The following is a 24,014-nucleotide window of genomic DNA, read 5'->3' as shown; positions in this document are numbered from 1 at the left end:
AGGACCTAGGAGGTGACGACGAGCGGCTTGCCGGTGCCCGCCGCCGGTCCCATCTCCGCGGCGAGGCGGTTCGCCTCGTCGATGAGGGTCGCGACGATCTCGGCCTCGGGGACGGTCTTGATGACCTGGCCCTTCACGAAGATCTGCCCCTTGCCGTTGCCGGAGGCGACACCGAGGTCGGCCTCGCGTGCCTCGCCCGGACCGTTCACGACGCACCCCATGACGGCGACGCGGAGCGGGACGGTCATGCCCTCGAGCCCGGACGTGACGTCGTTCGCGAGCTGGTAGACGTCCACCTGCGCACGGCCACAGCTCGGGCAGGAGACGATCTCGAGCTTGCGCTCGCGGAGGTTGAGCGACTGCAGGATCTGCAGCCCGACCTTCACCTCCTGTGCCGGCGGAGCCGACAGCGACACGCGGATGGTGTCACCGATGCCCTCGCCGAGCAGGATGCCGAACGCGGTGGCGCTCTTGATCGTGCCCTGGAACTCCGGGCCGGCCTCGGTCACGCCGAGGTGCAGCGGCCAGTCGCCGCGCTCCGCGAGCTGCCGGTACGCCTTCACCATGATGATCGGGTCGTTGTGCTTGACCGAGATCTTGAAGTCGTGGAAGTCGTGCTCCTCGAACAGACTGGCCTCCCACACGGCGGACTCGACGAGCGCCTCCGGTGTGGCCTTCCCGTACTTCTGCAGCAGGCTCGGCTCGAGCGACCCGGCGTTGACGCCGATCCGCAGGCTCACACCCGCGTCCTTCGCGGCCTTGGCGATCGCACCGACCTGGTCGTCGAACTTCCGGATGTTGCCCGGGTTCACGCGCACCGCGGCACACCCGGCGTCGATGGCCTGGAAGACGTACTTGGGCTGGAAGTGGATGTCCGCGATCACCGGGATCTGCGACTTCTTCGCGATGATCGGCAGCGCGTCGGCGTCGTCCTGGCTCGGCACGGCCACGCGGACGATGTCGCACCCGGACGCGGTGAGCTCGGCGATCTGCTGGAGGGTCGCGTTGATGTTCGTGGTCGGCGTCGTGGTCATCGACTGCACGGACACCGGGGCGTCACCACCGACCAGGACCTTGCCGACCCGGATCTGCCGGGACTTGCGACGCGGGGCCAGGGTTTCGGGGGCCTTCGGCATTCCGAGGTTCACTGCGGGCACGGTGGGAACTCTACGCGCTCGTCCACGGAACGCGGTGCGGCCTGCTCACAGGGAGTCGACGACGGTGACGAGCGGGGCGTACAGGCGCATCGCATCGAGCGCGCGGGCGTGGTCGTCGTCGCTCGCGCCGGCGCACGCCTCGGCCACGACCGTGACGCGGACGCCGGCGTCGGCCGCAGCGAGCGCGGTCGACAGCACACAGCAGTCCGTGGAGACCCCGGTGAGCACGAGGTGCGGCTGCTCCCCCGTCACCCGTCGGAGGTCCGTCCCCCACTTCCCGAAGGTCGGCACGGTGACGACCGGGGCGCCACCCGCCGCGAGTGCTGCGAACGGCTCCGTGAGCGCGTACAACGGGTCGGCGTCGGGAACGAGGGCGAAGGGCCAGTCGCGGTAGTACGGCTGCCACGCGCCGGACGGGTGCTCCGGGGCGACGAACCGGGTGAGCACCGTGCGGTCGCGGAAGCGCGGGAGGAGCCGCTCGACCGCCGCGGACGCCTCGGCGTAGCGCGGTGCCGCCCAGGGGCTGTCACCCGTGAAGACGTGCTGCATGTCGATGACGACGAGCCACGCGTCGGCGGTGTCGGGTGCGTCGGACGTGCCCGTTGCGTCGGCGGCGTCCGGACCGTCGGGAGCCGCTGCGTCCGCGCGTGCCGGTCCGGCCGTCACGGGCGCAGCTCGTCCGCGGGGACGCGGGACACCGGCTCGGTGACGGGCAGCGCCTCCTGGCGGCGGATCGCGCGTCGGCCGAGCAACACCGTCCCGAGGAACCCGACGAGCAGCGCGACGAGGACGCCGAGGTTCGCGTAGGCCCAGGCGCCGTCACGTCCCCCGAGGCCGAACGGGCCGAGCAGGAAGCCCTGCCAGTTGAGCCAGGCCGGGACGCCGTAGGTGTTCGTGACGAGCCCCCACCCGAGCACGGTGCCGACGACCACCAGCGCGATCGCGGTCCAGCGGACGTCGCCGTAGCGGCCGCGCGGGGTGTCCAGCTCGTCCTCCGCGTACGCCCGCCGCCGGAGCAGCACGTCCGCGACGAACACACCGCACCAGGCTGCGACGGGCACACCGAGCGTCACAAGGAAGGCCTGGAACGGCTGGATGAAGCTCGTCGCGAAGAACACCACGTAGACCGCGCCCGCGATCATGAACACGCCGTCGACGCCCGCCGCGACCGGTCGCGGGATCCGCACACCCGCGCTGAGCAGGGCGAGACCCGACGAGTAGATGTCGAGGACGGCACCACCGACGAGACCGAGGATCGCGACCACCGCGAAGGGGACGAGGAACCAGACCGGCAGCAGGGTCGTCAGCGCGCCGATCGGGTCGGCACCGATCGCGGCGTCCAGGTCCGTCGACGAGCCGGCGAGCATGACGCCGATGACGACGAGGACCGCGGGGGCCAGCGCGCCACCGAACGTCGTCCAGCCGACGACGCCGCGCGTCGAGGCGGACCGCGGCAGGTACCGGGAGTAGTCGGCGGCCGCGTTCACCCAGCCGAGCCCGAAGCCGGTCATCACGAGCACCAGGGCGCCGATGACGTTCTGGGCGCTGCCGGACGGCAGGTCGGCGAGGGTCCCGAGGTCGATCGACGGCGCGGCCAACACCACGTAGACCACCGTCAGCACCGCGGTGACCACCGTGATCCACGTCTGCAGGCGCATGATCACGTCGAACCCGGCGATCCCCGCCCCGATGACGAGTGCCGCGACCACCACCAGGGCGACCGCCTTCGTGACGACGCCGTCGTCCCACCCGAGCTCGCGGAACACCGTGGACGTCGCGAGGACCGCCAGCGAGGCGAGGGCGGTCTCCCACCCGACAGTGAGGACCCAGCTGAGGAAGGACGGCAACCGGTTGCCCCGGACGCCGAACGCCGCGCGGCTCAGCACCATCGTCGGGGCGGACCCGCGCTTGCCGGCGATCGCGACGATGCCACAGAGCAGGAACGAGAACACGACGCCGATGACCGACACCACCGTCGCCTGCGCGAGCGAGATGCCGAAGCCGAGGACGAACGAGCCGTAGGCCAGTCCGAGCACCGAGATGTTCGCGGCGAACCACGGCCAGAAGAGACCGCGGGGACGGCCCTTGCGCTCGGCCTCACCGATGACGTCGGTGCCCTGCTGTTCGACGGTCCGGGTCCGCCCGGCGGTCGACGCCTTCGACGGCTCCGGTCGGGCGACGGGTTCTGCGCTCATGCGCGCCAGCGTAGTGGTCCGACGCGCGGCTCCGGCGCTACCCGAACAGGTCCACCGGTCGGACCAGGTCGGCGTAGATGAGCAGCGCGCTCATGCCGGCGAGCAGGACGACCACGACCATCGTGAGCGGCATCGTCTTCGCCAGGTCGATCGGCCCCGGGTCGGCCTTGCCGAACAGCCGGAAGGCACGACGCTTGACCGCTTCCCAGATGGCGCCGGCGATGTGGCCGCCGTCCAGCGGGAGCAGCGGCACCATGTTCAGCACGAACAGCCCGATGTTGAGCGAGGCCAGCAGCCCCAGGATCGTGTACACCTTGTCGACCACGGGCACGCCGCTCATCGAGGACACCGTGCCGATCGCCCGGCCGACGCCGACGACCGACACCGGACTGTCCTGCGAGCGTTCCTGCGCCCCGAACGCGGCGTTCCAGACGGCGACGAGCCGCTGCGGCAGGTCGACGATGAGGTGCGCCGAGGCAGCGATCTGTGCACCGGTCGCGGGGAGCACCGCGGCGGGCGACTGCCGGACGAGCGTCTGTCCGATGCTCACCCCGACGACGCCGACGCGCTCGGTCTTCGTGGTCCCGTCGCTGTCCTTCGCGACGGTGCCGTCCTCCGTGTACACATCGCGGGTGGCGAGCTGCGGGGTGACCTGCAGGGTGCGCTCGGTGCCGTCCCGCTCGACGACCACGGTGACCTGCTCGCCCGCGGAGCGCTGGAAGAGGTCGGAGACCTGGATGATCGTGGGGTTGCGTCGGCCGTCGACGGCGACCACCACGTCGCCCGCGCGGATGCCGGCCTCCTTCGCCGGGGACACCGCGTCGCCGTCGGCGCAGGTCGTCCGGGCACTCGTGGGCAGGACGCAGTCGACACTCGAGGTGAACGTCGTGGTCGGTGCACCGAAGCCGACGAGCAGCACCCCGAACAGCAGGATCCCGATCACCAGGTTCATCGCCGGCCCGGCGACCATCACGATGATCCGCTTCCAGGGGGTGAGCCGGTAGAAGGCCCGGGAGTCGTCGCCGCCGGACTCCGCGATCTGCTCGGCACTCGCGGCCCGGGCGTCCTGCACGAATGCCGAGTACATGCCCGTGTTCGTGATCTCCCGTCCGGAGGCACGCGGCTTGAGCATGCCGACCATGGAGATGTACCCGCCGAGCAGGATCGGCCGGATGCCGTACTCGGTCTCACCGCGCCGGAAGGACCAGATCGCCTTGCCGAACCCGAGCGAGTACTGGGTCACCTTGACGTTGAAGAGCTTCGCGAAGGCCAGGTGGCCGAGCTCGTGGAGGCCGATCGACACCAGCAGCCCGATGACGAAGACGACGACGCCGAGGACGAAGAGCAGGACGGTTCCGACGGTCACCGGGAAAGGGTACGGGACGCTCGCCATGACGAAAGCCGTGAGCGACCTGGGTGGTGCTGCGTGCCTCCCGGTCGGAGCGACCGACGGGAGGCCCGACGCGCGTCAGCGGGCGAGGATGCGGTCGGCCTGCTGGCGGGCCCACCGCTCCGCGGCGAGGACGCCGTCGAGCGACGGCTCCCCCGCCGTGTGGTCGTCGACGACCCGCGCCACCGTGTCGACGATGTCGAGGAACCCGATCGCCCCCGCGTGGAAGGCGGCGACGGCCTGCTCGTTGGCGGCGTTGAACACGGCGGGGAAGGTGCCGCCGAGCGAGCCCACCCGCTTGGCGAGGTCGACGGCGCCGAAGGCGGCGGCGTCGAGCGGCTCGAACGTCCACGTGCTCGCGGTCGTCCAGTCCAGCGGCACGCCGACGTGCGGGACCCTGTGGGGCCAGGCGAGGCCGAGGGCGATCGGCAGCCGCATGTCCGGCGGAGACGCCTGCGCGATGGTCGAGCCGTCGACGAACTCCACCATCGAGTGCACGACCGACTGCGCGTGCACGGTGACGTCGATGCGGTCGTAGGGGACGCCGAAGAGCAGGTGCGCCTCGATGACCTCGAGGCCCTTGTTCACCAGGGTCGCCGAGTTCGTGGTCACCACGAGGCCCATGTCCCACGTCGGGTGGGCGAGCGCCTGCGCCGGTGTGACGTCCACGAGGTCGTTCCGCGAGCGCCCGCGGAACGGACCGCCGCTCGCGGTGAGGACGAGCCGACGGACCTCGGCGTCGGTGCCCGATCGGAGTGCCTGGGCGATCGCGGAGTGCTCGCTGTCGACCGGGACGATCTGCCCGGGTGCCGCGGCGGCCTGCACGAGCGGGCCCCCGACGATGAGGCTCTCCTTGTTCGCCAGCGCGAGCGTCGCGCCGGTCTCGAGGACCGCGAGGGTCGGACCGAGCCCGACGGATCCGGTGATCCCGTTGAGCACGACGTCGGCCTCGACGCTGCGGACGAGTCGTTCCGCGTCGGCGGCCCCGAGCGCGGTGTCGCGGACCCCGTACCGGTCGGCCTGCTCGGCGAGGGTGGCGGTGTCCGTGCCCGCGGTCAGGCCGACGAGCTCGAAGCGGTCGGGGTTCCGCTCGATGACGTCGAGCGCCTGCGTGCCGATCGACCCCGTGCTGCCGAGGAGGACGACCCGGCGGCGGCCCGACACCGGGCTCAGCCCTTGGCCAGCAGGTCGACGACGAACACGAGGGTCGCGTTCGCGGGGATGCCCGAGCCCTCCGGCGGGTTGGCGCCGTAGCCGTCCTCCGGCGTGACGACGATCATGACCTGCGAGCCGATCTTCTGCCCGACCAGTCCCTTGACGAACCCGGGGATGAGCCCGCTGTTCGAGATCGTGAAGGTCGTCGGCGAGCCCTTCGACCACGAGGAGTCGAACTCCTTGCCGCCCTTGTACGCGACCCCCTTGTACTGCACGAGCGCGGTGTCGCCGTCCTCGATGACGTCACCGTCACCCTGCTTGATGACCTCGGCCGTGGTCTTCGTGGGTGCGTCGGTGTCCGGGATGGTGATCTCGGGCTCGCCGTCCGCCTTGTCCTCGACCGTGGGGAGCGCCGGGTCCTGGTCCTGCGGCGTGCCGGTCGACTTGGTCGGGGTCTGCTCGACGACGTCCGCGACGACGACGATCGACCCGCTCGTGTTGAAGCCGAGTGCGGCGGCCTGACCGACGACGGCGACGCGGTCACCGACGTGCGCGCAGGCGAGGAGGGCGCCGAAGCCGGTGCCGCCCACGGAGAGGACCTGGGGGTTCCCCTGGTCGAAGCCGACGGTCACGAGGTTCTTCGCGTCCTTCGCGTCGTACGCGGAGTACGCGACCTGGACGAAGTCGCCCTCGGCGAGTGCGGCGCCCGTGCCCTTCACGGTGCGGGTCGCCTGCGGCGGGTCGGCGGTGAGGCCGTCGTCGAACGTCACCTTCGGCGCCCGGGAACCGCCGACGTCACCCGTGGCGTCGATCGAGTCCGACGCTCCGCCCGGCTTCGGGCACGACGTGATCGGCGCGGCCGTGGCCTTCGGGGTGGACGATGCGGAGGCCGAGGCGTCCGAGGAGCCGGACCCCGAGCAGGCGGCGAGGCCGAGGATCACGGCGGGCACGAGGGCGATCGGGAGCAGGCGGAGACGCTTCACACGGGTCATCCTGCCGTACCCACCGATGCGTCGGCTCCGAGGACGACGATCTCGGGCTCGTGGTGGACGGGGAACGCGACGGACCGCGCGATGAAGCACAGCCGGTTCGCTTCGGCGTGTGCCGCCCGTGCGTCCTCCACCCGGTCCGCCTCGCGGATCGTCACGACGGGGCGGAGGACCGCACCCGTGAGTTCGCCCGAGCCGTCGCGGTGGAGGTCGAGACCGGCCGCGGCACGGTCCTCGTACGCGACCACCGTGAAGCCCGAGGTCACGGCGACGTGCAGGTAGCTGAGCATGTGGCACTGGCTCAGGGCGGCGAGGACGAGCTCCTCGGGGTTCCACCGGTCGCGGTCCCCGCGGAACGTCGGGTCGGCACTGCCGGGGACGTCCGGCTTGCCCGCGGCGCTGACGACGTGCTCGCGTCCGTAGTCGCGGTGCCCGCTCGTGCCGGTCCCCCGGTCGCCGGTCCAGTGGACGGAGACCTCGTAGGAGTGGTCGTTCATCGCGGTCCTCTCGTCGTGTGGGTCGTCGGTAGGATCGCGCCATGCGCACGGCCACCAGCACCGACCGTCATCCTCTCACCGCCGACGGCTCGGTCGAGCTGGCCGTCCTCGAACGGTCCGGCTTCGACGAGAGCCGCCACGTCGGCGCGGGCGTCGTCGTCGGCGCGGACGGTTCCGTGCTCGACGCCGTCGGCGACGTGGGCGCCAGCATCTACCCCCGATCGACGATGAAGCCCCTGCAGGCGCTGGCGGTCCGACGTGCCGGGGCGCTCTTCTCGGGCGCGGAGCTGGTGATGACGACGGCGAGTCACGCCGGGACACCGTCCCACCAGTCCCTCGCGATGCGGATGCTCGAGCGCTTCGACCACGTCGAGGAGGACCTCGGGTGCCCGCCCGACCTGCCGTTCGACCGGGACACCGCCCGGAGCATGACGGGTCCCCGTCGGCTGGCGATGAACTGCTCGGGCAAGCACGCGGGCATGCTCGCCGCCTGCCGGGTGCACGGGTGGGACGAGGCGACGTACCTCGACATCGAGCACCCGCTGCAGCAGGCGGTCCGGAGCACGGTGGAGGACGCCACCGGCGAGGTCGTCGACGTCGTCGGGACCGACGGCTGCGGCGCACCGGTGTTCCCGCTCACCCTCACCGGACTGGCGCGGGGCATCGCCGGGGTCGTGGCGCGTGCCGACGAGGACTCCGCCGCCCTGACCGACGCGGTCCTGGCGGATCCGTGGGCGATCGACGGCGTCGGGCGGGCGAACACCGTCACCATCGAACGACTCGGTCTCCTCGCGAAGCTCGGGGCGGAGGGCGTCATGGTGATGGGTGTGCCGGGCGGACCGGCCGTCGCCGTCAAGGTGCTCGACGGAGCCCTGCGTGCCGGGACGCTCGCGGCCCTGACGTTGCTGGTCCGCAACGACCTGGTCGACGCCGTCGCCGCGGACGAGGTGCTGCAGGCGACCGGCGAGCGTGTCCTCGGTGGCGGTCTGCCGGTCGGCGCGGTCCGCGTCGGAGCGGGTCTCCGCTGAGCTGACCGGGGGCGACAAGACCGGCCCTCCGGACGCACCGGGCCGGATGGACACGTCCCGGACCGGACCGGGGAAGCCGATGCCCTCTCGGTCCCCCGCCCGGGCCCGCTGTGGTCGTCGGCGAGGGACGAGCGCTCGTCCGCGGAGAGCACGAGCAGCGGCAGCGTCGGCATGATGACCGTCCCGACGTCGTCGTCCTCGGCGGTGTCCGCGGTGCCCCCGGCCCGGTGTCTCCCGGTCAGCCGGCACCCGTAGCGCATCACGTCCACGACGGCACCCGTCCGGCGCGGGGTGGCCGCGAGCCCGGGGACCAGGACGACGGTCCCGAGCAGGGCACCGTCGTCGGTGACCGCCGCCGCCGCCGCGTGCCCCTCGGGGAGCCCGGCGCGGACGGTGCGGCGGCCGAGCACGCCCGTGTCCGACGCGACACGGAGCTCTGCGCCGGGCACGTCCGGTCCGGCGCGCGGCACGAGGCCCTCGAGCTGGTCGACGAGGGCTTCGAAGACGGCGCGGGCCAGCGCGCCGCGACCACGCACGACGACTCCGCCGGCAGCGCCGACCGTGACGATCCGGCCCGCGGGGTCCCGCCCGACGAGCAGTTCCCCACCCGGTGTCGGCGGGAACGAGCAGACGTCCGCGTCTGGCCCGGTCGCGCCGCACCGGTCGTCCGCGGGACCGGCCGGCGGCGCCTCGCCGCCGCATCGGTCGCCAGCGGCACCGGCCGCCTGCGCTTCGCCGCACCGGTCGGCCGCGGGACCGGCAGCCGGGCCCGGCGGGACGACGATCGTCGGTGCTCGCGGAGAACCGTCAGCCGGTCGCACCGCGAGACCGAGCACCGCGACGACGGCCGCCGCCACGAGCAGCACCGTCCGGTCGTCGCCGGTGGACACGACGGCCCAGACCGTCACGAGGATGGCGACGGCCGAGGCGACGCTCCGAGCGGTCCGCGGGTCCATGCACCCATCGCACCGCACCTGACCATCGCGCGGTGCTTGCTCCGGGCCGCTGTGGAGAACCGGCGCGGAGCAGGTCGGTCGTGGACGAGCGGTCCCGACACGAGGCGGTGCTGCGCGCGCACCGGCCCGACCTCACTGGACGAGGAAGAACTGCTCCCCGATGTCGACGCGTGCGCCGCGCTCGACGCGGTACCGCCGTCCGGGCTCGCACCGCCGGATCGATCCGTCGATGTGCCGGATCATCGTGCCGTTGCCCGAGTAGCGGTCGGAGACCCAGAGGTCGTCACCGTCCCGCCCGAGTTCCAGGTGGGTCTTCGAGACGGACTTGCCCGGGTCGCGGATCGTCAGCAGGCCGTCGAACTGCTCGTCGGCTTCGGGGCGCGGGAGTCGGCCGAGCAGCGCGGACCCGTGCACGCCGAGGCGCTCGCCCGTGCTGAAGTGCAGCAGGAACGGAGCCTGCGCGGGTGCGCGGGACACGATCCGGGTCTCCTCGACGTCCTCGTCCGGGCCCGCGTCGTGGTCCGTCCGAACGGCGGCACCGGTCGCCTCGGTCCCGCCGGACCGCGGCGGGGCGACCGGCGGGAGCGGGGCGGCGACCGGCGGGAGCGGGGCGGCGGCCGGTGGGACGGGAGCACCGTCGGTCGTGAGCCGGGGGCTCGTGCCGGGCAGGGCCTCCGCGCCGGGTCCGCCGGCATCGTCGACGGACGGCGCACCGACCGACTCATCGGGCTGTGCGCCGGACGCTCCAGCCGGACGGGCCGCACCGCGGTCGTCGGCGGCGTCGCCCGGCACGACGTCCGTCGTCCCGTGGGTCCCGGCCTGGCCGGCGCCGTCATCGTGACCAGCGCCGTCATCGTGACCAGCGCCGTCGTCGTGACCAGCGGCGCCGTCGTCGTGAGCGTCGTCGGAGGTGGAGGAGGGGCGACCAGCCGCATCCGAGTCCGCGGCGGCAGGGGCTCGCGGGGTGCTCGTGCTCACCGGACCGCTGTCCGGACCGCGGTCGTCGAGCTCCTCGTGGCCGTCGCGACCCGCCGACGCGTCCCGGTCGTCGGACGGGTCGACAGCACCGGAGGCATCGGGTGTCTCGGCGCCGTCGCGCCCACCAGGGGCGACGTCGTCCCGGCCGTCCGCGTCCGGACCGCTGCGGGCGGCGTCGTCGTCCGCGTCGGGGAGCTCGCCGGAGTCCGCGTCCGGCAGTCCGTCCGACTCCTCGGTCAGGTCGTGGGCGTCGGAGACGGCGCTGCGGAGGGCGTCCTCGTCGGCGGCCCAGTCCGGGCGGGCGAGCGGGAGGGGCATCACCGGCCCCGTGAAGGCGGCGGTCACGGCGGGGCGGACCGATCCGCACTCCTCACAGAAGATGTCGTCCGGCTCGAGGGTGTGGCCGCAGACGTGGCAGACCGTGCTCTGGCTGCCCGGGGCGACGAGCGGTGTGGGGCGCGGAGCCCGGCGCTCGGCCGGCAGCTGGAAGACCGCGGTGTCGCCCGGCCGCGGCGCATCGTCCGTCCGCTGCACGCCCGCGTCGTCGCCGGTCCCCCCGGGAGTCGTCTGCTCGCTCGTCGCCTCGGCGGACGGGGCGCGACCGATCCACCAGGACGGTCCGGTCGGAGGGGCGGCGGGCGTCGACGGCGGTGACCAGACCGGCTCGACGACGGCCGACCCGGCCCCTGTCGACGGGGGCGTGTCCCCCTGGTCCGCCGCTCCGCGCTCGTCCCAGGCGTCGGCGCGCTGGACCTCCGGGTCGTCCTGCGGCGCGAGCGTCTCGGCGGGGAAGGCATCGGGGTCGAGCGTCGGTTCGACGGGTTCCGCTCCGGGACCCTCGGTCGAGCGTCCGGTCCAGTCGCCGAGACCGGTTCCGGAACCGTGCACGTGCGACGGCGCGCTCCGCGGGGCGAGGTCGTCCGCTGCGGGAGTGCCCCGATCGACGGAGGCGGCTGGCTGCCCGGAGCCCGATCGCGGGGAGGCGGGAGCGTCGTGGTCCTGGTGCTCCGTCCCGGTCCGGTCCTGGCGACCCGCCGTCGTGGCGTCCGCGACCGGGGACGCGCCGTGGTCGGCACCGGTCAGCCATGCGCGCGTGGCCGGGTCGAGGGTGGACTCGGGCAGCCAGCCGTCGGCAGCGGGATCGACCCCGCGTCCGGGGACGCCGGGCTGCTGCAACGGGGGTGGGGTGCCACGGTCGACGGCTTCCGCGGGTGCGGTGCGACGCGCTGCCGAGGTCGTGACGGCTCGTCCGCACTCACCGCAGAAGATCGCTCCGTCCGGGAGCGTCGATCCGCAGTGTTCGCATCTGATCACAGGGTGCCTCTGTCCTCGTCCGACCGTCCGTCAGGTGGTTCCGGCCTCCCGACATCGTAGTCACCGCCGCTCCGAGCGCCCTCCGCTCGTCCGGAGTCAGCGGACCCAGCGGCCGGAGCGGAGTGAACGCAACGAGACGGCGGCGCGGAACCGCTCCCGTCGCGTCCGCCCGGACCGCAGCTCGGCCACGGCCGCGTCGGTCGCGTCCCACATCCGGTCCGCCGTCCGGTCGTCGACGTCCGACGGCCCGAAGACCGCCCGGTCCGCCAGGGCCGAGAGGCCGGTTGCGGCGTCACCCGGTGCCGCCACCGCGACCTCGCGCCGGGTGGCGGTGGCGGCGACCGCATGACCGTTGTCGAGCAGGGCGTCCCGGTACTCGTCCCAGGCGCCGACGACCCGGGCCCGTGCGGCCGGGGCACGGCGGCGACGACGACGGCGGAGGCGCTTCAGGACGAGCACGACGACGATCGGCAAGAGCACGAGCGCCGCGACCCCGAGCACGCCCAGCGCCCACGGCAGCACCGCGAGGAGCAGCTGCAGCCAGAACGGGCGCGCGGGCGGGGCGTCCGGGTCGGCCTGCGGCGGCGTCTGCTGCTCCTGCACCTGGGGTTCCGCGGGCGGCGGCGGGACGATGGTCTCGGGACGGGTGACGGGCTGCGGCGTCTGGTCGGACTCCTCGGGGATCTCCCGGACGACGGGGTTCGGGTCGAGCAGGACCCACCCGTACTCGGCCGTGTCCACCTCGATGCGTGCCGTGACGTCACTCCCCCGGAACGTCGTGCGGCCACCGGCACCGGTGGCGGGCGTCGTCCCGGAGTCACCGCCCGCCGTGAACCCCATGACGACCCGCGCCGGGAAGCCGATCTGCTGCGCCATGAGCGCGGCCGCGACGGCGTACTGCTCCTGGTCCCCCACCACGGGCTGGCCGGTGAGCAGCTCCTCGATGCGGTCGGCCCCGTGCCCGGACCGGCTCGCGCGGTCGTCGCCGACGCCGTGGCTCACGTACCCGGTGCGGGCCAGGGCCGAGAGCGCTGCGACGAGTCGGGCCCCGTCGGACGCGCCGGGCTCGGACACGGCCTGCACGGCGTCCCGGACCGCGTCCGGCACGGCCCGTGGCGTCGGCACCGACGCCGTCCCGGGCCGGGCCGCCGTGAGCTGGCGCTCGGTCGGCTGGGCGGGCAGGACCGCGGAGAGCGTGTAGCGGGTGCCCGCGGAGACGCCGCCGACGAGCGCACCCGTGCTGGTCGCGCGGTCGTAGAAGAACCCGGTGCGGTCCCGGTCCGCGGTGCGTCCCTGGAAGGTCACCGTCTCGAGGTCGCCGACGGTGGGCAGCCAGACGTCCCGGTACCCGTCGACCGTGACGCCCACCCTGACGCGCGTGCCGCGGACACCGGACACGTCGACCGAGGTCGGGACGCGCTCGAACGTCCCGGACGCGGTGGCGCCGTCCGGGCCACCCACGCGGTAGACGACGCCGTCGTAGGTGTCGAGGGTCGCGATCCGGACGAAGCCGCCGCGCGGCAGGCCGGTGACGGTGAGCTGCGGGACGTCGACCTGGTCGTCCTCCTGGTAGGCGCGGAAGCCGCTCAGCGGGCTGACGTGGTCGCGCGGGTCGAACGGCCGCACGACGTCGGTCCGTGCCACGGTCCGGCCCGCCGACGGCGGGACGAGGAGCCCGAGCCCGGTCGCGACGAGGGCCGCCGCCGCGATCGTCGCGGTCCCGACGAGCGCCGGCCGCACGACCGCCCGGAGCACCGGGACGGTCTGGCCGACGGTCTCGGCGACCGTCGTGGCCCGCCGGACGTGCCGGACGCTGAGCGCCCAGACCAGCGCGGCACCCACGAGCGCGACCGCCAGGGCGACCGAGGTGGCCAACCGGGTCGGTCCGACCGCCACCCCCGTGGCGAAGACCACGAGCGGTGCCAGCCCCGCCGCCTCCGGACGGGAGGCCCGGGTCGCGACCGTCACGCCGACCACCGTCGCGAGGAGGGCCGTCACGAAGTACGGCACGAGCAGCGCCTCGTAGGACCCGACCGGCAGGCTGACGGTCACGAGCTGCCGCCACCCGAGCGCGACGCCGGCGAGGAGGTCCACGACACCCGGTCCGGTCGGGAGGACCCCGTCCGCGCGGTCCGGGACGGCCGCGGGCACCCCGGTCACGACGAAGCCGACGACGGTGAGCACCGCCACCGCGGCCGCCGGCAGCCGGAGGACGAGGCCGAGGACCGCCACGAGGGTCCCGACAATCACGGCCGTCGTGCCGGCGACGACCATCGCACCGTCGCGGTGCACGGGCCACCAGGCGACGCTCGCCAGGGCGACGAGGACCCAGACGGCCCCGGTGCCCGCGACGAGGCGCACGACGGGACGACGACGACGCGCCGGCGGTCGACGTGCGGCGCCGCGGGGCCGTTCGCGGAGGGGCGTCGTCGTCATGCGGCAGCCGACCGGTGCAGCGCGTGCCGGAGGTCCTCGAGGTACCCGATCGTCAGCACGGTCAGTCCGGCGACCCGGACCGAGCGCGGGACGGCCTCGGGCGCGCACACGACGGCGACGACCTCGACTCCGACCGGGAACCGCGTCGCCGCGAGGCGGAGGGCGGGCAGGCCGACCGCGCTGCCGACGACCAGGAAGGCGACCGAGATGCCAGCCGCGTCCCGCCCGACGAGTCGCGCGACCTCGGCGACCGGCAGGCATGCCTCGGCGAGGCCGACGCTCGCGAAGGCGTCGAGCAGCCGCGTCGGCGTGACGGTCGGCAGTGACTCGAGCGCGTACACCGGCCGCTTCGCGAACTCGGGGGTGCGTTCGGACACCACGACGGTGACCTCGCGGCCGTCCCGGACCGCTCGAGTGCCGAGCGAGGCGGCGGCGCTGACGGCCAGCTCGAACTCGTCCTCGTCGCGGTACTCGGTGTCCGAGACACCGAGGGCGACGACGAGGTGCGACCGACGCGTGTCCTCGAACTGCCGCACCATGAACGCACCGGTCTTCGCCGTCGACTTCCAGTGGATGGTGCGCGGGTCGTCTCCGGGCATGTACTCGCGGACGGCGTGGAAGGCGATGTCGGCCGGGGACAGGTCGTTCGTCGCCTGCCCCTCGAGGTCCCGTACCAGGCCGGTGCTCGTGGAGGGGATCGCAACCGTGCGCGGGTGGACGATGACCTGTTCCTGCTCGGCCCAGACGAGCTCCCGTCGGACGAGCCCGACCGGGTCGGCACGGACGCCGGTGACCGGACCGACGTCGAGGACACCGCGGCGCGTGGTCGACACCGGCACCCGGCGGACGTGGGTCCCGTGCGGCGCGACGACCGGCACCGCCACGTCGACGAGCCCGTTGCCGACCGGCAGTTCGAGCGTCGTGGGCACGGACGGGAGGCGCGTGGGGTTCTCGGCGGTGACGGTCACCTCGGCGGGGTCGCCGACCGCGACGCGGTGCTGCGGGAGGGTCATGCCCACGACGAGGCGCGACCGCCCGACGAGCGCCACCGCCGCCACGACGGCGAGGACCGCGCCGGCCCACCCGACGACGACGACCTCACGGAGGCCGAACCGGTACCCGACGACGAACGCGACGACGGTCAGTGCGAGCACGGTCCAGCCGAGCCCGGTGACGACGGCGGCGACCTCGTCCCGGACACGCGTGACGAGCCTCCCGGCCGTGCGCCACACGCGGACGACACCGACGACCGCCTCGGCGGCGACGCCGTCACGGTCACCGACCAGACGCGTCCGGACGTTCGTCATGCCGGCGACCGTCCCGGTGCGACCGTCGACCGTGGCACGACGCGACCGCGTCGCGGACGGGCGACGCGAGCGCGTGGCGACGGGCCGGCGGTCGGTCACCGCGGCGTCCGGTCCGCGGGCGGCGGCGTCTCGACGAGGATCTGTCCGATGACGCTCGACGCGCTGACGCCGTCGAACTCCGCCTCGGCGTCCAGGACGAGGCGGTGGGCGAGCACCGGCTCGGCCAACGCCTTGACGTCGTCCGGTGTGACGTAGTGGCGCCCCTGCACCGCGGCGTAGACGCGTGCGGCGCGGACGAGGCCCATGGCACCGCGGACGCTGACGCCGAGTCGGACCTCGCCGGCGGCGCGGGTCGCGTCGACCAGACGGGCGACGTAGTCGGCGATGACCGGGTCGACGTGCACGGTTCGGGCGAGCGCGGCGAGCTCGGTGACGCTGGCGGCGGGGACGACGCTCGCGAGCGGGACGGCGGCGGACGGCGCCGAGGACGTCTCGAGGATGCGGACGGTCGCAGCGTGGTCCGGGTAGCCGATCGAGGTCTTCATGAGGAAGCGGTCGAGCTGCGCCTCGGGGAGCCGGTACGTGCCGGCCTGCTCGACCGGGTTCTGTGTGGCGATCACCATGAACGGCGCGCCGAGGCGGTGGCTGACGCCGTCGACCGTGACGGCGGACTCCTCCATCGCCTCGAGGAGTGCGGACTGGGTCTTCGGGCTGGCGCGGTTGATCTCGTCCGCGAGGACGACGTTGGCGAAGACGGGCCCGCGGTGGAACTCGAACTCCTGCGCGCGCTGGTCGTAGACGCTGATGCCGGTGATGTCGCCGGGCAGCAGGTCGGGCGTGAACTGGATGCGGCTCGTCACGCCCTGCACGCTCTGGGCGAGGGCTCGGGCGAGACTCGTCTTGCCGGTGCCCGGGACGTCCTCGAGCAGCAGGTGCCCCTCGCTGAGCATCGCGGTGACCGCCAGGCGGATCACGAAGGCCTTGCCGAGGAGCACCTGCTCGACGTTCGTCACGATGCGGGCGGCGACGTCGGCGAAGCGGGTGGCCTGCTCCGGGGTCATGGTCATGCGGGTCGTTCCTCGTCGGGTCGGGCGGGGTGCGGGCTGGCGGGGTGCGGACTGGCGGGGTGCGGACTGGCGGAGTGCGGTTGGCGGGGTGCTGCGGGCCGGGTCGGTGGGGTCTGGGTCGTCGCGGTCTGGATCGTCGCGGCCTGGCGGGGCACGGCTGACGAGCCGTGTCTGCCCGCGGGGCGGCCCGGCGGTCAGCCGGACGCGCCCTGGCCGGGCGGGTCGCCCGTCCCCGGTGGTTCGCCCTGTCCCGGGATCGGTGCGGGGTCGGGCGCGGGAGCGTCCGGGTCGGGGCCGACGTCGACGGAGTCGGAGTCGGTGCCTGTACGGGTCAGGTCCGCGTCGAACGACGTGGTCACGGACGCCCGGACCGACACCGTCGAGGCGTCCGTCGGCGGGGTGGGCCCGACGCTGGACCCGTCCCACAGGTTGCCGTCCCCTGCGGGCAGGACCGTGCCGTCCGCGTCGTACCAGGTGGCTGTGTAGCGGACCGATCCGACGGCGCTGCCGTCCGGGCCGCTCACCACGATCGGGTGCCCGTGCGCCGCCGTCGTCACGGACGCGGCCAGGTCGAGGGCGCCCGCGGTCGCGGAGGTCCGGTCCGAGCAGAACGCGTCACCAGGGGCACCACACGCCTGCAGGGCGACCTTCACGGCGGTGTTGCGCGACCCGGCACCGGGGACACCGGTCCAGGAGTCCCCGGGCGCCAGGTCGACCGTCCCGCTCCCGGTGTCGAGGCGGTAGTGGTCGACCTTCGTGGTCGGGGCCGTGACGCGCGCGTCGACGCGGTTCGGCTGGCCTGACGCGACGAGGCCGACCGACGGAGCGACCGGAGCCGCGGGCCGTTCGTAGGCGACCGTGTCCGTGACGGCCACGCTGCAGAACAGGCCGTTGTCGGCGACGACCGCGTACCGCGTCACGCCGGCCGGCACGCCCCGGTCGACGGCGCCGGACGCCGTCCCGACGGGCGTCTCCCCGGCGAGGCTCCGGCAGGTCGGCGTCGAGCCCGCCGCGATCCGGTACGCGGCGTACGACGGCCCGCTGCCACCTTGGCCGTCGGCCGCGCCCCAGGTCACGGTCACGGTGGACCGCCCGTCGGTGTCGGGCGTGCTGCCGGTCGAGGCGCTGAGGGCGGTGACGGTCCCGGGCGTCCCGACCGCGGCGCCCGTCGCGGAACCGGTGTTCCACTGCACGGCGGTGCCGTCGCGGGTCGCGTCGTTCCGTGCCGAGACCGTGACCGCGTACGTCGCACCGCTGAGGGCACCGTCGAAGGTCGTGGCGGTGGCACCGCGGACGGTCTTCGTGGTGCTGAGTCCCGGCCCGGCGACGGTGACCACGTACTGGTCGACGAGGCTCCCCCGCGACGGACGCGGCACGGCGTCCCAGCGGACGTCGAGCCGGTTCGGCGTGGTGCGGTCCGGGCCGACCGTCGTGCCGGTCGGTGCCGCGGGCACGAAGTCCGCGCTCATCGCGGCCGACTGCGCGGACGGGTCCGACCGACCGACGGCGTTCGCGGCGGTGACGGAGAACCGGTAGGACGCCATCGGGTCGAGCCCCGTGACCGTGCAGACGGTCGCGGTGCCGCAGTCCTGTGAGACGCCGTTCGTCCCCGTCACCCGGTAGCCGGTGATCGCCGAGTTGTTCGCCCGCGGGGTCGACCAGGAGAGCGTCACGCGGCCGCCCTCGGACGACCCGGTCCGGGTCGGGGTCCCGGGCGCGTCGGGCACGTCCTGCACGGAGATCGTGACGTCGCCCCACACGGACCGTGCCGTGTCCCCGGTGACGTCGGCGACGCGGTACTGCAGGTGCGCGTCGACCGGCCTCGCGTCACGCGCGACCGTCACGCGGAGGCGCGAGCGGTCGGCACTCGGGGTCACCGAGACGCCGGACGGCAGCCCGCCGCCGAGCCCGCGGATGTCGGTCACGCGGAGCGGCTCGCCGGGGAACGGGTTCGTCGGCCGGTCGTTCGCCAGGACGTCGACCGTCGTGGTCGTGCCACGGGCGACGACGGCGCTGTCCGGCGCGGGCTGCACGAGCGGTCGGGTCGAGGTCACGACGTCGACGACGATCCGGCCCGCGCGACCGGCGTTGGTCGCGTCCGCGACGCCGACGCCGACGGAGGTGCTCGTCCCGGTCCGTGCGGACTCCGGCACCCGCACGGTGAGGCGCTGCCCGGTCACCGAGGCGGTGGTGCCGCCACCCGGTCGGTCGACCACCGAGTACCGCAGCTCCGGCAGGTCGGCCGGGTACGGGTAGTCGGTGAGCTTCGTGAGGTCGAGTGTGCGGGTGTCGCCCGGCTGGAGCTCGAGCGTGGTCCCGCTCAGCGACGGCGGCTGGTTCGACCGGGGCGTGACGGTGATCGGCAGGACCAGGGTCGCCACCCGCCCCTTGCCGCCGTCGGCGTCCGAGCCGTCGGTGACCTCGAACGAGATCGACGCGTTGCCGTAGTACAGCTCGGCGGAGGTGAACTGCAGCGTCGAGCTGTCGACCACGAGCGAGCCGCCGCTGGCGTGGGTGGCCTTCACGGCACCGCGGTCGGTCAGCGTGGCGGTGCGGCCGGTGGCGGTCACGACGTAGCGGTCGAGCGGGATCCGCACCGTCGACTCGCTCCGCACCGTGACGGCGGGCGCGGACCGGTCGACCTGGGGCAGGGCGTCGTCGGTGCCGGGCACGTGGACGAAGCCGAGCGAGACGACGTCCGGCTGGTCGCGCAGGGCCACCGAGAACGGGATCACCTGCGACCGTGCCGTGATCCGCACCGCGACCCGGTCGTCGTCGGTGACGCGGGCGCCGCTCCGGTGGCCACCGACGAGGCCGACCCGGAGGTCCGCGCGCGTGCCCTCGGCCGCGAACACGTTCCGGAGCACGTCGATCGTGACGGAGTCGCGCCCGAGGACGTCCTGCAGGTCGAGCACGGTGTCGTCGACCTCGGGCCGGAGCGGCGACGCGTCGGGGTCCACCGTGACGGTGAGGAAGGCGGTGCTGGACCCGGCCCGCTCGTTCGTCACGGTGTACAGGACGGCGAAGTCACCCTCGCGCGCGGACGCGGGCGGAGTGACGCGCACCGTCTCGCCGCCGAGGACCCGGGCCCGCACGCCCGACCCCGTCGGCTCGGCGGACGCGACGCGGAGCCGCCCGCCCTCGGGGTCCGAGTCGTTCTGCAGGACCCGGACCGTCACGGTGCCACCGGGCCGGATCGTGACGCGATCGGCCTGCGCGACCGGGTCGGACGCCTGGTCGGCACGCGGCGCGATGCCGACGCGGACCGTTCCGGTGGCGCGGGCGCCGAGGGCGTCGACCACCGTGTACGTGAACTCGTCCGTGCCGGCGGAGTAGTCGCCGGCCTCGTACGTCAGCGCTTCCGTCGTGACCTCGGTGACAGCGCCCTTCTCCGGGTTCGACCCGACGCCGACGAGCTGCACGGAGTCGCCGTCCGGGTCGGTGTCGGCGAGGGGCACTGCGATCCGGACCGTCTGCCCGGCGACGACGCGGGCCGTCACCGTCTGGGGCACCGGGGCGCTGTTCGTCGTCCGGTCGCGGTCGCGGACCGAGATGGAGACGGTCGCGTCGGCGGTCTGCCCGTCCGGGCCGGCGACACGGTAGGCCGCCGTGTACGTGCCCGGCGTGGTCGGCGCGAGGTACCGGAGCCGGTCACCCGACACGAACAGCAGGCCGCTGCCGCCCGGGACGTCCTGCACCAGGTCGGGCAGCAGCGTCAGCGAGCCGCCCTCGGGCTGGGTGTCGTTCGCGAGGACGTCGATGTCCGTCACGTCCCCGACGCGGACCGTCGCCGTGTCCGGCTGGGCCACCGGCGGCTGGATGCGGTCCGGCTCCGGGATCTCGACGACGGTCACCGTGCCGGTCGCCGAGGCCAGTCCGTTCGACACCGTGTACCGGAAGGACACCGGGCCGGCCAGCGGGGCGGTCAGCGTCACGCGGACCACGTGCTGGTCGAGGACGCTCGCCTGCACGCCCGATCCGTCCGCGGGGCCGTCGAGCCCGGTCACGAGGAGGACGCCGCCGGACGGGTCGGAGTCGGTCGCCGTGACGTCGGTGTCCTTCGTGCCGAGGGTGTTGACGAACACGGTCTTCGGCGTCGTGACCGGGGCGCTCGAGGCGTCGGGCGGCGCGAGCACCGTGACCCGGACGACGCCGCTCGTGGTCTTGACGCCGTCGGTGACCGTGTACTCGAGCTGGGCGTCGCCGGCGGCCCGCGCGACGACCCGGAAGGTGCCGGCGTCGTAGGACGGGGTGACGGTCAGGCCGGACGCCGACGACACGCTCGTCAGCGTCACCGTGCCGTTCCCGCCGCGGACGTGGTCGAGCGGGTCGACCGTGAAGGGCTTGCCGGCGTACCCGGAGACGGGGAACGAGTCGGCGCGGAGCGGGACGTCCCCGGGCGCGGCGACGTCGACCGTGACCGAGCCCCGACCCTGGTCGCGGCCGTCGCTCACGACGACCCGCTGCGTCCGCTCGCCGGTGCGGCCGCTGTCGTTGCGGTAGTCGAGCAGCCCGTCCGGCGTCGTCGAGGCCGCGTCCCCGTCGGACGGCGTCGCCGAGCGGAGGAACACGGGGTCGCCGTCGGGGTCGATCCAGTCCCCGAGGACGTTCGTCGTGACGTGACCGCCGCGCACGACGTCGGCCCGCGTGTCCCGGACCTGCCGCGGCGGCTCGTTGACCGAGTCGGAGCGGACCGTGACGCGCACGGCGGCCGTGTCCGAGCCTCCGTTACCATCCGTGATCGTGTACGGGAAGGTCAGGACGCCGGACGCGTCGTCGGGCAGGGTGACCTGCAGCCGCTGCCCGTCCGACACGATCGCGACGGTGCCGCGAGCCGCCGGGACCGTGCCGACCTCGCTCACGACGAGCGGGTCGCCGTTCGGGTCGTGGTCGTTGAGGAGGACCGGGAGGGTCGTGGTGCGTCCGGGACGCGCCCCGAGGTCGTCGTCGACGGCGACCGGCGGCGCCTGGTCCTCCTGCACCTCGGGGTCGTCCTCGGCGATGCGCTCCTGCTGGCGGTCGTCGGCGCGGTCGACCAGGTCCGCCCAGTTGTCGATGAGCTGCCCGCTCCGCCCGACCGCCCACGTCCGGCCGCTTTCCGGGTCGTTCGCGACCACCGCGGCGCCGTTGTGCACGATCCGGAGGGCGGCACCCCCCGGGACGCGGTCGAGGTCCTGCACGGCCCGGCCGGCGCACGTGTCGACGGCCTGACCACCGTTCCAGGCGCCGTACGTGCACGAGCCGCTGACGAGGGGTCGTGCGGCCCGCCCGGAGACGGCGAGCGGGACGGCGTCGACGGAACCCGACGGCCCGACCCGGACGAGGCCGGTCGCACCGGCGACGGTGACGCTCGCACCGCCGTCCGACGACCGCTGGAGCGCGGGTGCCGCACCGAGACGGCTCGCGAGGTCGACCCGGCGCCCGTCCACCGCGAGCACACCGTCGGTCTGGTCGAGCACGGCGACGTGGTCGCCGAACGCGGCGACCTGCAGGTCGTGCGTGCGGTCCATCCGGACCGTCCACCGGTGCGCGACGGTCGGCGTGGCACCGAGGTCGACGAGGGACGCGGTCGACGTGCGGGGCGAGTAGACGGCGACGCGGTCGTCGGCGGCGTCGAACACCGCGTCGGCGCCGAGCGTCAGGTCGGCCTTCGTCGAGGCGTCGAAGTCCTCGAGCGCGGACGCGGGCGTGGTCCAGAGCTCGCCGGTGTCGCCGTTCCCGACGACCGCGGTGCGCCCCGCGAAGAAGACGTCCGGGCTGCCCGCGGGCAGCGTGACGGCGTCACCCAGGGTGGCGTCCGCGACGTCGACCCGTGCGACCGTCCCCTTCGTCCGGTCGACGCTGTACACGGTCGACCCGTGCTGCAGGACGTCGACGGCGTCGGAGGACGTCGACACCGCGGTGTTGAGCTCGAGCACCCCGGGGTTCGCGCGACCGACCGCGCCGTACTCCGCGGACGGCACCCAGACCGTGCCGTCACCGAGGTCGACACGCTGCGTGTGGTACCCGGTCGACACGAGAGCCGTACCGGTGACGACCGCGCCGACGACGACGGCGACCACGGACGTCAGCGCCGCCGACCGGTGCGCGCGGAACAGCCGCCGGATCACGAGGCGCCGCCGATCGTCGCGCACCGCTGGTCGCTCACGGCCCCGGTACGCCCGTCCCGGTTCACCGCGACGGTGACGCACTCCTCGACACCCGAGCGTCCGGTGACCACGAAGGACGTGCCGGACTGCTGGCTCGTCGACCCGCCCGAGGTGACGACGTACGTGTCCCCGGGGCGCAGGCCCGGGTCGTCCCAGCGGAACGTGACCGACGACCCGGTCGTGCTCGTGCTGATCCCGGCCACGGTGGGGATGGACGCGTCGGCGTCGCGGGTGACGACCACGACGGCCGTCACCGCCAGTGCGGCGACGACGACGGCGGACGCCACGGAGGCCCACACGACGGTCGTGCGCGGGCCGCGTCGGGCGCGGGCGGACGAGCCGGTGCGGTGCACCGTCCCGACGCTCCGCGAACCGGTGCCGTCGACGCCACCGAGGACGGCTCGGCGCCGACGCCGTCGGCGACCGGCACGGACGGGAGGCTGGAGGGCGCGGACCACGGTCCGGTCACCCTCTGCCGTCGGTGTCGTCACGGCCCAGCTCTCCACGGCGACGTCGGCATGCGTCTGCGGGAGGCCGAGCTCGGCCTCGACCTGCTGGAACCCACGCACGAGGTCGAGGACGGTCGCGGGGCGGTCCGCGGGACGACGGGCCATGCCGGCGGCGAGGACGCGCTCGAGGGTCGGGGGGACGTCCGGCCGTCCGGTGGGGCGTGGGCCGCCCTTGTCGATGCGGGCCATGAGGTCGGCGGCGCCGTTCGCACCGCCGGGCACCTCGAACGGGCTCCGCCCGGCGAGCAGGGTCGAGATCGTGGCCGCCAGCGAGTAGACCTCGGACTGGATCGACCCGCGGGACTCGTCGGACAGCACCTCGGGTGCCGACCACGGGATGGACATGCCGATCGGCTCGTCGGGGTCGGCCTCACCGAGGGACGCGGCGATGCCGAAGTCGCTGAGGACCGGGTTGCCGTAGGCCGTCATGAGGATGTTCGACGGCTTGACGTCCCGGTGCAGCACGCCCTCGCGGTGCGCGGTCTCGAGCGCGGCACCGATGCGCACACCGATCGAGAGGACCTGCGACACCGGGACCGGCTCGCGCCGGTAGCGGTCGCTCAGCGACGACGAGCACAGCTCCATGACGAGGTAGGGCCGTCCGTCCGCCGCGACGCTCGCCTGGAAGACGGTGAGGATCGAGGGGTGGGTGCTCAACCGGGCCATGAGGTTGGCCTCGAGCTGGAACATCTGGCGGACGCGGTCGTCGACGACCTCGTCGAGGAGGACCTTCACCGCGACCTGTCGACGCGGCATGTCCTGCTCGTAGAGGAAGACGTCGGCGAAGCCGCCCGACCCGAGCACGTGCACGGCGGTGAAGCCGGGCAGGACGGGAGGGCTCGACGGCAGCCGGCGGGCCATGGTCGCTCCTTCCCGGCCGGACGGCC

At 74.1% G+C, this 24,014-nt stretch carries 14 protein-coding genes and 1 pseudogene; 1 reads left to right on the top strand and 14 read right to left on the bottom strand.

Annotated features, from left to right (window positions below; translation table 11 throughout):
• Positions 1 to 5: 5 nt before the first annotated feature.
• From ispG to DEJ32_RS02080, 7 genes are all read right to left on the bottom strand, one after another.
• Positions 6 to 1,136: a flavodoxin-dependent (E)-4-hydroxy-3-methylbut-2-enyl-diphosphate synthase gene (gene ispG / locus DEJ32_RS02110; RefSeq protein WP_110825091.1), complete on the bottom strand. Its 1,131-nt coding sequence runs from the start codon at positions 1,134 to 1,136 to the stop codon at positions 6 to 8.
• Between the two features lie 66 nt (positions 1,137 to 1,202).
• On the bottom strand, positions 1,203 to 1,823 hold the full coding sequence (locus DEJ32_RS02105) for a cysteine hydrolase (protein WP_309146388.1): 621 nt from the start codon (positions 1,821 to 1,823) through the stop codon (positions 1,203 to 1,205).
• On the bottom strand, positions 1,820 to 3,352 hold the full coding sequence (locus tag DEJ32_RS02100; protein ID WP_110890817.1) for a cytosine permease: 1,533 nt from the start codon (positions 3,350 to 3,352) through the stop codon (positions 1,820 to 1,822). The genes DEJ32_RS02105 and DEJ32_RS02100 overlap by 4 nt, the downstream gene beginning before the upstream one ends.
• A gap of 37 nt (positions 3,353 to 3,389) precedes the next feature.
• Positions 3,390 to 4,718 carry an RIP metalloprotease gene (locus tag DEJ32_RS02095; protein ID WP_181420559.1) on the bottom strand — a complete coding sequence of 443 codons (1,329 nt, stop codon included), beginning with the start codon at positions 4,716 to 4,718 and terminating at the stop codon, positions 3,390 to 3,392.
• Positions 4,719 to 4,820: 102 nt separating this feature from the next.
• The gene (locus tag DEJ32_RS02090; protein WP_110825094.1) at positions 4,821 to 5,906 is read right to left on the bottom strand and encodes a 1-deoxy-D-xylulose-5-phosphate reductoisomerase; all 1,086 of its coding nucleotides are present in this window, start codon (positions 5,904 to 5,906) and stop codon (positions 4,821 to 4,823) included.
• A gap of 5 nt (positions 5,907 to 5,911) precedes the next feature.
• On the bottom strand, positions 5,912 to 6,880 hold the full coding sequence (locus DEJ32_RS02085) for an FKBP-type peptidyl-prolyl cis-trans isomerase (protein ID WP_110858046.1): 969 nt from the start codon (positions 6,878 to 6,880) through the stop codon (positions 5,912 to 5,914).
• Positions 6,881 to 6,885: 5 nt separating this feature from the next.
• Complete coding sequence (locus DEJ32_RS02080) at positions 6,886 to 7,383, bottom strand: OsmC family protein (RefSeq protein WP_110900171.1); 498 nt, start codon at positions 7,381 to 7,383, stop codon at positions 6,886 to 6,888.
• Between the two features lie 41 nt (positions 7,384 to 7,424).
• Here DEJ32_RS02080 and DEJ32_RS02075 point away from each other — a divergent pair, with 41 nt between their 5' ends.
• On the top strand, positions 7,425 to 8,411 hold the full coding sequence (locus DEJ32_RS02075; RefSeq protein ID WP_110900170.1) for an asparaginase: 987 nt from the start codon (positions 7,425 to 7,427) through the stop codon (positions 8,409 to 8,411).
• 1,088 nt (positions 8,412 to 9,499) lie between these two features.
• Here the strand turns inward: DEJ32_RS02075 and DEJ32_RS02065 are convergent.
• From DEJ32_RS02065 to DEJ32_RS02040, 7 genes and pseudogenes are all read right to left on the bottom strand, one after another.
• Positions 9,500 to 11,521 (bottom strand): FHA domain-containing protein, encoded by a 2,022-nt coding sequence (locus tag DEJ32_RS02065; protein WP_220032986.1) that lies wholly within the window; start codon positions 11,519 to 11,521, stop codon positions 9,500 to 9,502.
• A gap of 69 nt (positions 11,522 to 11,590) precedes the next feature.
• Positions 11,591 to 11,659, bottom strand: a pseudogene (locus DEJ32_RS16640) (zinc-ribbon domain-containing protein); the annotation flags it as partial.
• A 96-nt stretch (positions 11,660 to 11,755) separates the two neighbouring features.
• On the bottom strand, positions 11,756 to 14,095 hold the full coding sequence (locus tag DEJ32_RS02060) for a transglutaminase-like domain-containing protein (protein ID WP_110900167.1): 2,340 nt from the start codon (positions 14,093 to 14,095) through the stop codon (positions 11,756 to 11,758).
• The gene (locus tag DEJ32_RS02055) at positions 14,092 to 15,402 is read right to left on the bottom strand and encodes a DUF58 domain-containing protein (protein WP_110900270.1); all 1,311 of its coding nucleotides are present in this window, start codon (positions 15,400 to 15,402) and stop codon (positions 14,092 to 14,094) included. The genes DEJ32_RS02060 and DEJ32_RS02055 overlap by 4 nt, the downstream gene beginning before the upstream one ends.
• Before the next feature lie 95 nt (positions 15,403 to 15,497).
• On the bottom strand, positions 15,498 to 16,469 hold the full coding sequence (locus tag DEJ32_RS02050) for a MoxR family ATPase (protein ID WP_110825101.1): 972 nt from the start codon (positions 16,467 to 16,469) through the stop codon (positions 15,498 to 15,500).
• A gap of 194 nt (positions 16,470 to 16,663) precedes the next feature.
• A complete protein-coding gene (locus tag DEJ32_RS02045) occupies positions 16,664 to 22,603 on the bottom strand; it encodes an Ig-like domain-containing protein (RefSeq protein ID WP_110900166.1) in 5,940 nt (1,979 codons plus the stop codon).
• Entirely contained in the window at positions 22,576 to 23,988 is a 1,413-nt protein-coding gene (locus DEJ32_RS02040) for a serine/threonine-protein kinase (protein ID WP_110825103.1), read from the bottom strand. The genes DEJ32_RS02045 and DEJ32_RS02040 overlap by 28 nt, the downstream gene beginning before the upstream one ends.
• Positions 23,989 to 24,014 lie beyond the last annotated feature (26 nt).

Origin of the sequence: Curtobacterium sp. MCPF17_046 (assembly GCF_003224295.1) — a bacterium.
Classification (GTDB): Bacteria; Actinomycetota; Actinomycetes; order Actinomycetales; family Microbacteriaceae; genus Curtobacterium.
Note: the sequence above shows the minus strand (reverse complement) of the source record. Positions and strands in the feature narration are given on the sequence as shown.

What these genes read in the sequence shown, in the direction of transcription:
- DEJ32_RS02060 (WP_110900167.1), bottom strand. Translation starts at nt 14,095, where the DNA reads ATGACGACGACGCCCCTCCGCGAACGGCCCCGCGGCGCCGCACGTCGA.
- DEJ32_RS02050 (WP_110825101.1), bottom strand. Translation starts at nt 16,469, where the DNA reads ATGACCATGACCCCGGAGCAGGCCACCCGCTTCGCCGACGTCGCCGCC.
- DEJ32_RS02080 (WP_110900171.1), bottom strand. Translation starts at nt 7,383, where the DNA reads ATGAACGACCACTCCTACGAGGTCTCCGTCCACTGGACCGGCGACCGG.
- DEJ32_RS02040 (WP_110825103.1), bottom strand. Translation starts at nt 23,988, where the DNA reads ATGGCCCGCCGGCTGCCGTCGAGCCCTCCCGTCCTGCCCGGCTTCACC.
- DEJ32_RS02055 (WP_110900270.1), bottom strand. Translation starts at nt 15,402, where the DNA reads ATGACGAACGTCCGGACGCGTCTGGTCGGTGACCGTGACGGCGTCGCC.
- DEJ32_RS02100 (WP_110890817.1), bottom strand. Translation starts at nt 3,352, where the DNA reads ATGAGCGCAGAACCCGTCGCCCGACCGGAGCCGTCGAAGGCGTCGACC.
- DEJ32_RS02075 (WP_110900170.1), top strand. Translation starts at nt 7,425, where the DNA reads ATGCGCACGGCCACCAGCACCGACCGTCATCCTCTCACCGCCGACGGC.
- ispG (WP_110825091.1), bottom strand. Translation starts at nt 1,136, where the DNA reads ATGCCGAAGGCCCCCGAAACCCTGGCCCCGCGTCGCAAGTCCCGGCAG.